Origin of the sequence: Ferrimonas senticii DSM 18821 (assembly GCF_000422665.1) — a bacterium.
Taxonomy (GTDB): Bacteria; Pseudomonadota; Gammaproteobacteria; order Enterobacterales; family Shewanellaceae; genus Ferrimonas; species Ferrimonas senticii.
Genome location: NZ_AUGM01000007.1, coordinates 76,120 through 88,470 on the forward strand (window position 1 = coordinate 76,120; position 12,351 = coordinate 88,470).

At 56.1% G+C, this 12,351-nt stretch carries 8 protein-coding genes; 6 read left to right on the forward strand and 2 right to left on the reverse strand.

Annotation, left to right across the window (positions count from 1 at the left end; all coding sequences use genetic code 11):
- Positions 1-19 precede the first annotated feature (19 nt).
- The gene (gene lpxL, locus G506_RS18970; protein WP_051201937.1) at positions 20-943 is read left to right on the forward strand and encodes an LpxL/LpxP family Kdo(2)-lipid IV(A) lauroyl/palmitoleoyl acyltransferase; all 924 of its coding nucleotides are present in this window, start codon (positions 20-22) and stop codon (positions 941-943) included.
- 52 nt (positions 944-995) lie between these two features.
- On the opposite strand, the gene glnE is transcribed toward lpxL, so the two are convergent.
- Positions 996-3,857, reverse strand: coding sequence for a bifunctional [glutamate--ammonia ligase]-adenylyl-L-tyrosine phosphorylase/[glutamate--ammonia-ligase] adenylyltransferase (glnE, locus tag G506_RS0105765; protein WP_028116032.1), 2,862 nt, complete (start codon positions 3,855-3,857; stop codon positions 996-998).
- A gap of 123 nt (positions 3,858-3,980) precedes the next feature.
- Between glnE and G506_RS0105770 the strand changes: the two genes are divergently transcribed.
- The gene (locus G506_RS0105770; RefSeq protein ID WP_051201938.1) at positions 3,981-4,883 is read left to right on the forward strand and encodes a DUF350 domain-containing protein; all 903 of its coding nucleotides are present in this window, start codon (positions 3,981-3,983) and stop codon (positions 4,881-4,883) included.
- On the opposite strand, the gene G506_RS18975 is transcribed toward G506_RS0105770, so the two are convergent.
- A complete protein-coding gene (locus tag G506_RS18975) occupies positions 4,880-5,773 on the reverse strand; it encodes a CYTH domain-containing protein (RefSeq protein ID WP_051201939.1) in 894 nt (297 codons plus the stop codon). The two genes, G506_RS0105770 and G506_RS18975, sit on opposite strands and share 4 nt — an antisense overlap.
- A gap of 228 nt (positions 5,774-6,001) precedes the next feature.
- Here G506_RS18975 and G506_RS0105780 point away from each other — a divergent pair, with 228 nt between their 5' ends.
- From G506_RS0105780 to putA, 4 genes are all read left to right on the forward strand, one after another.
- Positions 6,002-6,679: a TIGR00153 family protein gene (locus G506_RS0105780; protein ID WP_028116034.1), complete on the forward strand. Its 678-nt coding sequence runs from the start codon at positions 6,002-6,004 to the stop codon at positions 6,677-6,679.
- Between the two features lie 44 nt (positions 6,680-6,723).
- Positions 6,724-7,989, forward strand: coding sequence for an inorganic phosphate transporter (locus tag G506_RS0105785; protein ID WP_028116035.1), 1,266 nt, complete (start codon positions 6,724-6,726; stop codon positions 7,987-7,989).
- A 192-nt stretch (positions 7,990-8,181) separates the two neighbouring features.
- A complete protein-coding gene (locus tag G506_RS0105790; RefSeq protein ID WP_028116036.1) occupies positions 8,182-8,829 on the forward strand; it encodes a TIGR04211 family SH3 domain-containing protein in 648 nt (215 codons plus the stop codon).
- A 242-nt stretch (positions 8,830-9,071) separates the two neighbouring features.
- Positions 9,072-12,227 (forward strand): bifunctional proline dehydrogenase/L-glutamate gamma-semialdehyde dehydrogenase PutA, encoded by a 3,156-nt coding sequence (gene putA, locus G506_RS0105795; protein WP_028116037.1) that lies wholly within the window; start codon positions 9,072-9,074, stop codon positions 12,225-12,227.
- Positions 12,228-12,351 lie beyond the last annotated feature (124 nt).

Consider the following 12,351-nt stretch of genomic DNA (forward strand, 5'->3'; position numbering starts at 1 on the left):
CCAGAGCTAACTGCAATCTATGAACCAATCTATTGAATTTCAGCCGCAATTTTTAGCCCCTAAGTATTGGCCAATCTGGCTTGGCCTTGGGCTATTTCGGCTGTTGAGCCTGCTACCGCTGTCACTGCAAACCAAAATTGGCGCCGGCATTGGCCGCCTGCTGCGGGCGCTGCTGCCAAAGCGGGTACACACGGTGCAGCGCAACATCGAACGCTGCTTACCGGAACTGTCCGCCGCTGAACAACAGCAACTGCTGCACGCCAACTTTGCCGAAGTTGGTATGGCGGTATTTGATACCTGCAACGCCTGGTATTGGTCTGACGCCCGCATTCAGCGCCATATGACCGTCGAAGGGTTTGAATATATCGAACAATTGCAACAGCAAGGCCATGGGGTGATTTTGCTGGCAGCCCACTGTCTGATGCTGGAACCCGGCGCGCGGATCTTCGGCCAGCGCTGCCAAGGGGTTGGGGTCTACCGCCCCAATAAAAACCCACTGCTGGAATTTCTGCAGGTTCGTGGCCGTTTGCGCTCTAACAAAGGCTTAATCCCTAAAACCGACGTCCGTGCAATGGTCAAAGCGCTGCGTCAGGGCGAGGTGATCTGGTACACCCAAGACCAAGACGCTGGCGACCGCGGAATTTTTGCTGATTTCTTTGGCATTCCCTGCTCCACCGCCCCAGGCGCTCCGGCGCTGGCGCGCTTAGGCAAAGCCAAAGTGGTGCCGTTCTTTGTCGAACGTAAAGCCGATAACAGCGGCTACCGGATCCAGATCCAAGCGCCGCTAGAGCAGTTCCCAAGCGGCGACGAGCAAGCGGACGTGCAGCGCGGCAACGACGTTACCGAGCAACTGGTGCGGATGCGTCCGGAACAATATATGTGGCTGCATCAACGCTTTAAGACTTGCGCCAAAGGGGGCGAACGCCGCAGTTTCTATCAATAGCTGTCAGTCCTGAAAACAACGCCGCTCAATTGAGCGGCGTTGTTTTTGGTGGTTACGATTCCATCAGCGTTAACCACAGCTGCGCCACCTGCTGGCATGCGACGGGGCGCTCTGTCGCTGGCACCACCGTTGCCGTTCCCGCCAGCACTCGGTGATGGCTGTCATCGCGCAGTGCGGTATAGGTGTGGATCAACAGATCCGCTTGCTCTGGGGTGATAAGTTCCGCTCGCAGCGCCGCGGTAAGCAAGCGCACATTATCACTAAAACGGACCAATTCAGGCGACTGCTGACTGTACGCTAGCGCCAAATATTGACTGATAAATTCAATATCAGCCATGCCGCCAGCACCCTGCTTAAGATCAAACAGCCCCGGTCGCTGTTCGCTAGCAACCCGGCTCTTGTCCAGATGATCACGCATCTTATGGCGCATCTTCACCACCTCGGCCTTTAGCGATATCAGATCCCGTTCACGGGTAAGGATCTCGCTACGCAGCCGCGCAAAGCGCCGTGCCAGTACCTCATCGCCGTAGACAAAGCGCGCCCGCGCTAGCGCTTGGTGTTCCCACACCCACGCTTCGCTGCGTTGATACTCTTCAAAACGACCAATTTGACTGACCAACAAGCCGCTTTGACCGGATGGCCGCAGGCGAGTATCGACCTCATACAATACCCCTGAGGCGGTGCGGGTCGAGAACAGATGCAAGATCCGTTGCGCCAGTTTGATGTAAAAGTGGCCACTGTCGATCGCCTTATCGCCATTGGTGCTGCCGACATCTTGCAGATGCAAAAACACCAGATCGAGATCGGAACCGTAGCCCAGCTCCAAACCGCCCAATTTGCCGTAGGCCACCACCCCAAAGCCGCTGTGACCATCGGTTAGGAATTGCGGCACCCCATGGCGAGCGCTGACCTGCTGCCACGCCATCGCCACCACCTTATCGATGATCGCCTCAGCCAGCCACGATAGGTGATCGCTGACCGCCATCACTGGCAATACCCCAGTAATATCCGCCGCCGCGATCCGCAACTGTTGCGCCTGTTTAAATTGCCGCAGCGCTTCCATCTGTTGTTCCAGATCGTCATCGCTTATCCGCAGCATAAATTCACGCAATTCGGCGGCATAGCCATGTTCTGGCAGCGGCTGGTAGAGCGCCACCGGATCGATCAATTCATCCAGCAAAATCGGATAGCGGGACAGCTGTTCTGCAATCCACGGACTGGCGGCGCACAAATTAACCAACTGGGTACGGGCACTGGCTTTTTCCAGCAGCAACTCCAGATAGGTGGTGCGCGATAAGATCGGCAGCAGTACCGATTCCAGTCGTTGCCACAGCGCTTCGGGCTGCGTCCGCCCCGCCAGTTCCAACCACAGGTGCGGGATCAGTTTGGCTAAGGTTTCACGGCCGCGACTGCCCAAGCGGCGCTGCTTCATCTGATCGCGACTGCGTTGCAGTTGCGGCCACAGTGCCGCCTCGATCCCCAATTCCGGCAAGATCTCAGCGCCATCGAATTTATTGGCATTGTCATGCCACAGCGCCGGTAACTCACCCAGTTGTTGATCGCTGTCGTCACTGTCGCCAATGGTGGTGCGAAAAATAGCGTGGATCTGCGCCATCGCCGCCGCAATCTGCTGCTGCAGTTCGCTGGCGTGTTCGCAGCCCATCGCCAGCGCTAATCGCAGCCAATCGTCATCGGTGTCCGGTAAGGTCTGGGTCTGTTTGTCCTGCAGCGCTTGTAAACGGTTTTCGACCGCCCGCAGCAAGCGATAGCCGTCGCTCAATTGCTGTTGCTCAAACGGGCTGAGAATGCCTAGTCGAGCCAGTTCTGCCAAAGCCGGTTGCAGCGCCATTAACCGCAGTCCGGGTTCACGACCACCGCGCACCAGTTGATGGCTTTGGACAATAAATTCGACTTCGCGAATGCCGCCGGCACCCAATTTGATGTTATTGGTCAGCCCTTGGCGCCGTACTTGAGTTTCGATCAGCCCCTTCATTCGCCGCAGCGCATCGATGGCGGAATAATCCAGATAGCGGCGATAAACAAAGGGCCGCAACAGTTGCTCGACCTCGGCTGCCGCCGCATCGTTGCCAAGTACCCGCGCTTTGACCATGGCGTAGCGTTCCCATTCACGCCCCTGCTCTTGGTAGTAGTCTTCAAACGCCGCCAGTGACACCACCAGCGGTCCGGCTTCACCAAAGGGGCGCAAGCGCATATCGACTCGATAGCAAAAACCGTTAACGTCAACCTTGGCTAACAGGTTAATGAGCTTCTGGGCGATGCGGATGAAATATTGCTGATTGTCCCACTGGCGTCGCCCCCCTTGAGTCTGACCATGCTCTGGGTAGCAAAAGATCAGATCGATATCAGAGGAGAAATTGAGTTCGCCGCCACCAAGCTTACCCATGCCGAGGATCAGCAGCGATTGCGGCGTGCCATTGCGGTCGCACGCCTCGCCCCAATCTGGCCGTTGCTGGCGCACCAGATAGTCGCGGGCGGCGATAACCTGAGCTTCGGCCAACGCCGACAGCTGCGCCAGCGACTCATCCAGACTGGCTAAGTTCAGCAGGTCGCGGCTGGCAATCAGGCTTAACTGGCGATTGCGATAACGGCGTAACCGCATGGCGGCGTCGGCTTCGCTGTGGCAATCGGCTAGTTCGGCAGCCAACGCCGGTTGATGCGCAGCAGCCGCCGTGCCCTGTTGCAGCACCCCATCAATAAACAACTGCTCAAGCCATTGGCTATCGCGCGCTAAGACTCCAGTCACGAACTCTGACAGTGCCAACAAGCGCCACAATGGTTGCTGCTGCGCGGCGGTTAACCGCGCCAGCACCTCTGGGCACAGGCGTTGCCAACCGCTGTTTGCGGCTTGCTCAAGCCCGACACTTAACTGTGGATCCGTCGGCATGCTGGTCATTATCTAACGCCTTGTTTAACCTGAATGAAAAAGGCACTTTAGCAACCCACGGCGGCAGCGCACAGAGGTGCCATACGTTTTCATTATGGCCGCCGCAAAAAGGACTCATTCAAGAAACCCATTATGGACAACATCGAGCTATTGACCCATTGGCCGCTGCAACCCCAACAAGCCCTGCAACTGGTTGATCTGCTGCTAGTGGTGCTGCTGTTTCTGGCCGCCCGTTACAGTCATGGTTGGTTCAGCGGCGTCGACTCCACCAAAGAGTTGGCCGAACGCGATAACGTCGCCTTTGGCATCAGCGTCGCCGGCGGCATTATTGCACTGGCGATCACCATCTCTGGGGTATTTCTGCAACCCGCCAGTGCCGATCTGCTGTGGCACAGCGCCCGCTTATTGGCACTGGGGTTGGGATCGCTGCTGCTGATCAGGCTAGGACGGATCTGTTTTGATAAGTGGGGCATGGACCGTTTTGATAAACGTGAGTTGATCCTGGAGGGTAATGTGCCAGTGGCGATTGTCGACGCCGCCGTCGCCTGCGCCATCGCCTTTATGCTGAAAGGGGCGATGCAGTGGTTTGGCCGCCTGTACTGGGGCACCATCCCGATGCTGGTGGTCAACTTTATCGGGGCAATGGCGCTGTTGATCCTGATCAGCCGCTTTTTGGAGCGACGCTACGCCAAGTTCAATCAAGGCGGCAGCTTGCAACAAGCACTGGTGCATGGCCACATGCCGGTGGCCATCCGTCACAGTGGCTATCTGTTAGCTTGCGGTTTGATCATGCTCGCCAGCGGTCAATCGGAGCAGCTGCAGGCCGATACGCCGGTGTTCAATATGGCGCTGTGGTTTGCCATCTCTTTTGGCAAATTGCTGCTACTAATGCTGCTATCAACGCTACTGCGGCGGGTGGTGTTGGCTCAGGTAAAGGTCAGCGACGAGATTGAGCGGCAAAACAACGGCGGCGTGGCAGCTTTAGAGGCGGCACTGATCTTCGCCGCCGCCTACTTGCTCAACCACGTAATTTAAGCCGCTTGCATAGCAAGGTAAGCCCGCAGCAACGCCAGTTGGCACAGGCCATATTGGCGCTGGGCGATTAACCTCGGCAGCGTCTGTGGCGCATCGGTTAACGCCTGCGCCGCGGCGCTAAGCCACTGGCTGGCGGCGACCTCTTGCCAAGCCTGTGCCTCGCCAAGCAGTTGCAGCAACGGCTCAAGGGCGCTCAACTCCCCCGCCAGCAACCGCTCTTCATTACGCTGCCACGCTGCCAATACACCTTCAGGGGTCGCATCCCATTGCTGCTGTACCGCCGCCGGTGGCTGCAGCCCTGCTAAGCGGTAACCACGAGCGGCCTTTGAGTCGAGCCCTAAGCGCAGCGGTTGTTGCAGCATCAGCTGTTCGACTAACGGCAGCAACGCCTTGGCCTCGCCGTCGATTAACTCCAGTTCCAGTTCGGCAATCGCTTGGCGTTTATCGGCGGCGATCACCCAGCCGTAATCCAATGCCAGCTCCAGGCTCACTCCGGCAACGCTGAGGTTGGCTTGCTGGCGCTCGAAGTCGGTACTGAAGCTGGTGATAAGCTTGGAATTCAACTCGGCCAGCTCCGCCTCGTGGAAGATGCCGGCGGGAAACAAGCGCAGATCCGGTTGGTCGCTGTCGCAGGCAATATTGTATTCCGGCCGTGCATGTAAGCCGCCAATTTCGCGGCCGGCGGTCTTTAAGGTCAGTTCCCGTTGGCCATTACGCTGGCGGATCCTGAGACCCATATCACGTTTTCGAAGATCTTGCTCGGCGGTATCGAAATAGCGGTTAGTCAGCAGTTGCCGGCTCACTTCGGTCAACGGATTTGGCCACTGCCACTGGGTCAAGGTGTGAGCCGCTTCATGACTAGGCAGCAGCAACTTAATTTCAATTTCCATAACACACTAATTTTTCTTTAAAATTTACTTATTATTGCAGTTTGATTGCGACTGTAATCTCGCTGTCATATTTCTTTCATAGGATGCGCGGCGTTGAACAAACCGTCGAGGTTTGGCCGATTACGATAGAATAAGGCTGAACCAGCGCGATAAACGAACTTGCGCATCGACTTCAGGTGAGTATGATTCGCTCGCCTAACTTAGGGCTCCAAACTAGGAACTAAGGCTATGCCGGTTAACATTTTAGGCGTCTTCGCTAAGTCGCCGATTAAACCACTTGAGAAACACATCGACAAAGTTGCCTCTGCAGCGGAACTGATGGTGCCATTCTTTAACGCGGTAATCGAACAGCGCTGGGAAGAAGCAGAAACTCTGCAACGTCAAATCAGCCGCCACGAGCAAGAGGCTGATACCCTAAAACGCGAAATCCGTCTGAGCTTGCCAAGCGGCATCTTTATGCCAGTGCAACGTACTGACCTGCTGGAGATCGTTACCCAGCAAGACAAGATCGCCAACAAGGCGAAAGACATCGCTGGCCGAATCATCGGTCGTCAAGCCCAAATCCCTGAATCAATGCAACCGACTTTCGTTGCCTATGTGCAGCGCTGCGTTGATGCCGTTAATCACGCCAAAAAGGCCATTCACGAATTGGAAGATCTGCTGGAAAGCGGTTTCCGTGGCCGTGAGGTGGAGATTGCGCAAGAGCTGGTCCAGCAACTGGATGCCATCGAAGACGATACCGATCAGCTGCAGGTACAACTGCGCCGTCAACTGTTTGAGCTGGAGGATAGCCTCAAACCAATCGACGTTATGGTGCTTTACAAAATCCTAGAATGGATCGGTGATCTGGCGGATCTGGCCGAGCGCGTAGGCGCCCGTCTGGAGCTGATGCTAGCTCGCTCTTAACCCATTGTAGATAGACAACTGATTAGATTTTTATAGGTTCTTCCATGGTAGAAGTTCTCGTAACTTATGGCCCGTGGCTGATTGGCGCTGCGGCTCTATTTGGCTTCTTAATGGCCTTTGGTGTTGGCGCTAACGACGTAGCTAACGCAATGGGTACCTCAGTGGGCTCTGGCGCACTGACCATCAAACAAGCGATCCTGATCGCCATGGTGTTTGAATTCGCCGGTGCCTACTTGGCTGGTGGTGAAGTAACCAACACCATCCGCAGCGGCATCATCGACAGTGGCTACTTTGTCGATACCCCAGAACTGCTGGTGTATGGCTTTATTTCTGCACTGCTGGCCGCCGGTATCTGGTTGATCGCTGCCTCTTGGTTGGGCTGGCCGGTATCGACCACTCACTCCATCATCGGCGCTATCATCGGCTTTGCTGCCGTTGGCGTTGGTGTAGACGCGGTATCTTGGGGCAAAGTGGGTGGCATCGTTGGTTCTTGGGTTGTTACCCCGGCCATCTCTGGTTTCATCGCTTACCTGATCTTCCAAAGCGCGCAAAAGCTGATCTTCGACACCGACGCACCATTGGCTAACGCCAAGCGCTACGTGCCGCTGTACATGGGCTTCGCCACTTTTGTCATGGCGCTGGTAACCGTACAAAAAGGTCTGAAGCACGTTGGTTTGGACTTCTCTACTCTTGAAGCTTACGGTCTGGCGCTGATCCTGGCGATCATCACCGGTTTCATCGGTAAAGTGTTTATCAACCGCATTCAGTTCGATCCAAACATGGATCGTCACACTCAGTTCGGCAACGTTGAAAAAGTGTTTGGCCTGCTGATGGTGGTAACCGCGTGTTGTATGGCATTTGCTCACGGCTCTAACGACGTAGCAAACGCGATTGGCCCTCTGGCTGCGGTAGTAACCATCGTTGAACACAACGGCGACATTCCAGCCAAAGCACCACTGGCATGGTGGATCCTGCCTCTGGGTGCGGTTGGTATCGTTGTTGGTCTGGCACTGCTGGGTAAGCGCGTAATCGCCACCATCGGTAACAAGATCACTCACCTGACCCCAAGCCGTGGCTTCGCCGCCGAACTGGCTGCCGCCTCTACCGTAGTAATCGCTTCCGGTACTGGTCTGCCAATCTCCACCACCCAAACTCTGGTGGGTGCGGTACTGGGTGTTGGTATGGCTCGCGGTATCGCCGCGCTGAACATCGACGTAGTACGTAACATCGTGGTGTCTTGGGTTGTAACCCTGCCAGCCGGTGCTGCCCTGTCTATCGTGTTCTTCGAAATCATGGTGCACCTGCTGTAATCACAGCCATTGCATCCGAAAAGGAGCCCTTGCGGCTCCTTTTTTTATAAGCCGCGCTTAAGCGTGAATCTAAGCAACATCGCTTAACAATTGGCCAACTTGCCGTATCAAAGGTTAACCAGAGCCAGTTGTGACTTGTACCTTGGGCGGTGATTTCATAGCATGAGCCAGCATTTAAGAGGCCTAAACCCTATGTTAATTCGTACTTGCCTGATTGTTATGGCACTACTGAGCAGCCAAGTGGCGGCTGCACAGCTCACTATCTCGGAAGATGTGGGCGTCTATATGTTGGCTGGGCCAACCACCCAATACCGCATCATCGGCACTGTCACCGTTGGTGACAGCGTTACCGCACTGGGCGAAACCAGTGGCGACTACACCAAGGTCGAAGACAACCGCGGTCGCCAAGGCTGGATCAAGAGCAGCGATCTGCACCAAGGCGCCAGTTTCCGTACCCTGCTGCCGGCCGCCGAACAAAAGATCGTTGAGCTGGAGCAAAAGCTGGCAAGCAACAGCGCCGACCTGCAAGCGCAACTGAAGAAAGCCAACAGCGACCTGTCACTGCTGCAAGCCCGCTACGACAACGATCAGCAAAACAGCACCGAGATGCTGACCGAACAGCGTCAGCGCGTCAGCCAGCAAGCGCAGCGCATCAATGAGCTGGAGCAGCAAAACCAAGAACTGAACGCCGCGCTGAACTCGGTACAAAACACCGAACGTTTTGTGATGTGGAAACAAGGCGGGATGATCGCCGCTGGTGGCCTGTTGTTGGGCTTGATTGTCGCCTACCTGCCACGGCCACAACGTCGGCGCCATCATGATAAAAACTACATTCGCTAAACGCCGGTAACCACCCGCTTACCTGCCAACTGCCATTAAGCCTCAGCCTCTGTGCTGGGGCTTTTTGTTACTGGCAATCCTTGCTTACAACCAAGTCGGTTTTACCCCTATTAGACTTTTAGCTAATGGCCCTTGGCGATCATTGCGAAAAACAACAGGGGCAGATTACTGTCGGGCAATAACCAAATCAGCAGCGATAAGCTGATACGTCACAGGACCGACACCAGAACAAGGAGACGCCGATGTTTGCTGCCAGCACCGTGCTGCAACCTCACTCATTTACCCTAAGCCAACGCTTTGAGCAGATCTGCGCCAACTATGGGGTTGATGAAGCGGAGTATCTGGCAGAGCTACTGCCGTTAGTGCCGCGCGACCAAATCGACGCGATCAGCGCCCGCGCCAGCCACATGGTTGAACAGGTACGCGCCGTTGAGAAAAAGGGGTTAGCCATCGGCATCGATGCCTTCTTGCAGGAATACAGCTTAGAGACCCACGAAGGGGTGCTGCTGATGTGTCTGGCCGAAGCGCTGCTGCGGATCCCGGATGCGCCGACCGCTGATGCGCTGATTGAAGAGAAACTCGCCAGTGCCGATTGGGGCAAACACCTTAAATGTTCCGATTCGATGCTGGTGAACGCCTCCACTTGGGCGCTGATGCTGACCGGCAAAGTGATGACCTTGGATAAAACGATCCACGCCAAGCCAGCCAGTGCCGTTAGCAAGTTGATCAATCGCGTCGGCGAACCGGTGATCCGCTCGGCGATGTACAGCGCCATGAAAATTATGGGCAAACAGTTTGTGCTGGGGCGTGACATCAGCGAAGCGCTGAAACGCAGCCAAGATAATCGCCAACGCGGCTACAGCCACTCTTTTGATATGCTTGGTGAAGCGGCACTCACCCAAGCGGATGCCGATAAATACTGCAACGAATACCGCCAAGCGATCGCCACCATCGGCAGCAAAGGCAACGGCGGCGATCCCGCCACCAAACCGACCATCTCCATCAAACTGTCGGCGCTGCATCCACGCTACGAAGTGGCCAATCGTCAACGGGTATTATCAGAGCTTCGCGACACCGTACTGCAATTGATTAACCAAGCGCGACCGCTGGATGTCGGGATCAGCATCGACGCCGAAGAGGCCGACCGCTTAGAGCTCTCACTGGAGCTGTTCGAGCAGATCTACCGCCACCCAGATTGCCAAGGCTGGGGCAACCTCGGCTTGGTGGTGCAGGCTTACTCCAAACGCGCGCTACCGGTACTTTGTTGGATCAATGCGCTAGCTGCCGAACAAGGCGATCTCATCCCAGTACGGTTGGTTAAAGGCGCCTACTGGGACAGTGAAATCAAATGGTGTCAGCAAGCGGGCAGCGATAACTACCCGGTGTTTACTCGCAAAGCGGGCACCGATATCTCCTATCTGGCCTGCGCCCGCTATCTGTTATCGCCGCTGACAACCGGCAACATCTACCCGCAGTTCGCGACTCACAACGCCCAGACCGTCGCCAGCATTGAAGCGATGGCTGGCAGTCGCGATTACGAGTTCCAGCGCCTGCATGGGATGGGGCAAGAGCTGTATGACACCCTGCTGACGCAAGCGCCTAAGCCGCTGAAAGTACGGATCTACGCCCCGGTCGGCGCCCACAAAGATCTGTTGCCCTATCTGGTTCGACGCTTGCTCGAAAACGGTGCCAACACCTCGTTTGTGCACAAGCTGGTAGATCCGAAGACCCCCATCGACAGCCTGGTGACTCACCCGCTCACCACCTTGGAAAGTTACAGCAGCCTGCACAACCCGCGCATTCCCCTGCCATCGAGGATCTTTAGCGACCGTTTCAATTCGCAAGGACTCAACCTCAATCTGCGCAGTGATTCACAGCCGTTTTTCGCTGAGTTTGCCGATTTCCAGGCAACCCAGTGGCGCGCCGCGCCGATCATTGGTGGCGAAGCTCGCTTTGAAGGAGATGGCTATCGAGTCAATAGCCCATTGGATGGCAGCGAGGTTGGCTGCGCCCATTACGCCAATGATCGCCAAATTGAAGAGGCCATTAGCCGTGCCAGCAGCGCCTTTGCCAAGTGGAACGCCACACCCGTCGAACAACGGGCGCAAGCGCTAGAGCGGCTAGCCGATCTGCTGGAAAGCCATCGGCCAGAACTGATTGCCCTATGTTGCCGTGAAGCGGGTAAAACCTTGCAAGATGGCATCGACGAGGTACGCGAAGCGGTCGATTTTTGCCGTTATTACGCCAACCAAGCACGGGAGTTGATGGTCACCACCACCCTGCCTGGCCCCACCGGCGAGCGTAACCAACTGTCGATCCATGGTCGTGGCACCTTTTTATGCATCAGCCCGTGGAACTTCCCGTTGGCGATCTTCTTAGGTCAAATCACTGCGGCGCTGGCCACCGGCAACTGCGTGATAGCCAAACCGGCAGAGCAAACTAATCTGATCGCCTTTCGCGCGGTAGAACTGGCGCATCAAGCGGGCATCGACCAAGACGCACTGCAACTGCTGACCGGCCTTGGCCGCGATATTGGCCCGAAGCTGACTGCTGATGAGCGGATCAGCGGCGTCTGCTTTACCGGTTCAACCGCCACCGCTAAGGGGATCAACCTGACGCTGGCGCAGCGCGCTGGCGCCATTGTGCCGCTGATCGCCGAAACCGGCGGCCAAAATGCGATGATTGTTGATTCCACCTCACTGCCAGAGCAGGTAATCATCGATGTGGTGCAATCGGCATTTCAAAGCGCCGGCCAGCGCTGCTCTGCGCTACGCGTGCTGTTCCTGCAACAAGACGTAGCACCAAGGATGTTGGCGTTACTCAAAGGGGCGATGGCCGAGCTGACCATCGGCGATCCAAGCCAATATCAAACCGACGTTGGTCCGGTGATCGACGCCAACGCCAAAGCCAAGCTGGAAGCCCATATCGAGCGGATCTGCGGCGAAGGGGAACTGATCGCACAAACCGAAATTCCGTCCGAGCTAAGCGGCCACTTTGTAGCGCCAACGGCGGTCAAAATCGATTCATTGGCGCAGCTAACCGAAGAGCAGTTTGGGCCTATCCTGCACGTGATCACCTACAGCAGTAAGCAACTGCCAGAGGTGATCGACCAGATCAACGCCAGCGGCTACGGCCTGACCTTAGGCATCCACAGCCGTAACGAGCGCCACGCGTTGCAGATCGCCAGTCAAGTTAACGTCGGCAACGCCTACATTAATCGCAACCAGATTGGCGCGGTGGTTGGAGTGCAGCCATTTGGTGGCCAAGGCCTGTCTGGTACCGGCCATAAAGCTGGTGGTCCGCACTACCTCAGCCGCTTTATCAGCGAGAAAACCATCAGCAACAACATCACCGCCATCGGCGGCAATGCCACGTTGTTGTCGTTGGGGGATGGCTGAAAATGCTAGCCTGCAGCCTGCAGTCGTTAGTTTTTAGCTAGTAGAAAGAGCGCCAGGTTGGCGCTCTTTTTGTGGCTCCAGGAACAACGCCAACGACCCTCTGCTTCTAGCTTCTAGCTTCTAG